This window comes from Anaeromassilibacillus sp. An200 (assembly GCF_002160025.1).
Classification (GTDB): Bacteria; Bacillota; Clostridia; order Oscillospirales; family Acutalibacteraceae; genus Caccousia; species Caccousia stercoris.
Genome location: NZ_NFJU01000126.1, coordinates 1 through 1,219, shown reverse-complemented (window position 1 = coordinate 1,219; position 1,219 = coordinate 1). Strand labels below are relative to the sequence as shown.

Annotated in this window: 2 protein-coding genes; one reads left to right on the top strand and one right to left on the bottom strand. The window is 55.3% G+C overall.

Annotation, left to right across the window (positions count from 1 at the left end; all coding sequences use genetic code 11):
- On the bottom strand, window positions 1–213 hold a 213-nt coding region (locus B5F35_RS18180), incomplete at its 3' end, for a TnpV protein (RefSeq protein WP_140401302.1).
- Here B5F35_RS18180 and B5F35_RS19100 point away from each other — a divergent pair.
- Window positions 200–1,219: hypothetical protein (locus tag B5F35_RS19100; protein WP_206424078.1), on the top strand; the 1,020-nt coding region annotated here is incomplete at its 3' end. The two genes, B5F35_RS18180 and B5F35_RS19100, sit on opposite strands and share 14 nt — an antisense overlap.

The following is a 1,219-nucleotide window of genomic DNA, read 5'->3' as shown; positions in this document are numbered from 1 at the left end:
CTCCATCCGGCGCTGGGCGGTCTGCTGGATCTCCGCCAGATGGCTGTTCAGCTTGCCGCTGGTCAGCAGGTTGGTGTACGTCACCCTGCGGTGCTCCTTGAGGAACTTTTTCCGAAGCAATGCGTATTTCCCATGGGGAACCGGCTCCTCCTGGGGCGGCAGAAGGTTCGGCAGATTGTAGTCGCCCTGCCTGGTGTAAGTGATCTCGGTCATATTCAAAACTCCTTTCCGGCTGTGTGTTTTCCTGTTCAGTTACAGCATACTGGTTTTCCTGCTGGGGTTCAAATGTGCGATTTTCTTTTTGGGGCTGTCTTTGCAGGGCAAGGACCGTGCGGGAAATGGCGGAAAGGCACATCTGGGAGATGTCCCCGGTGGCCACGCCCAAAGCGTTCAGGGTCTGTGGAGTGTTGAAATTCAGCACATCCCGAAAATCCTCATCCTCAAAGTATTCAGACGGGTCGAGGCCGCAGCGCACCAGCAGCATATATCCAATGCTGTTTTGCACCGCCCTGCGGTATTCTACCTCCAGATTCAGCTCATCCAGTTCTTCCAGAAAGCTGCCTTCCGTAAGGGTTTTCAATTCAGAAAGATAGTCGGGCATATTGTCCTCCACGGCGTTCTTTGCCGCAGAGAGCAGGGCTTCGCCCAAATCCTCCTTGTGCTCCAGTTCTCCAAAGCTATTTTCCAGCGTTTCAATGATGTCCGGCGTGTATTCCTCCCGCACCGTCCAAAGGGGGACGGGCCGGGGGAACCGGGCTTCATGGGTATCGGAAATATCAAAGTAATACTTCAGCCGGGGCTTGCCATTGTGTTCACCGTCAAAAACGGCAATGCCGTTTGCGCCTCGGTTTACCCAGCGCCCAAATTGCCGGTTCCATCGCTCGATCTCCAGGACGGCGGTGGCGTCTGGGCGCTGGGCGTAGACAAGCAGTTGTTCATCGAAAGAAAGCCGGTAGTTGCGGCAGGCAGAAGCCAGAAACGCCTGCCACTGGTCGGGAGCTGTCACGCTGCGCTGCGTTTCCCGGTACAGCTCCGTCAAGGCTTTATATCGTATCGCCATCGGTTGCCCCTCCTTTTCTTATTCTTTTTTCGCAGCTTTCAGTTCTGCGCTGTAATCCTTATCCGGGTCATAATAATTGCACAGGGAGAGCAGCAACAGCCAGATGGTATTTCCGGCCTCCTTCGGGTACATCCGAAGCGCCACGCAGGGCGCATGGTC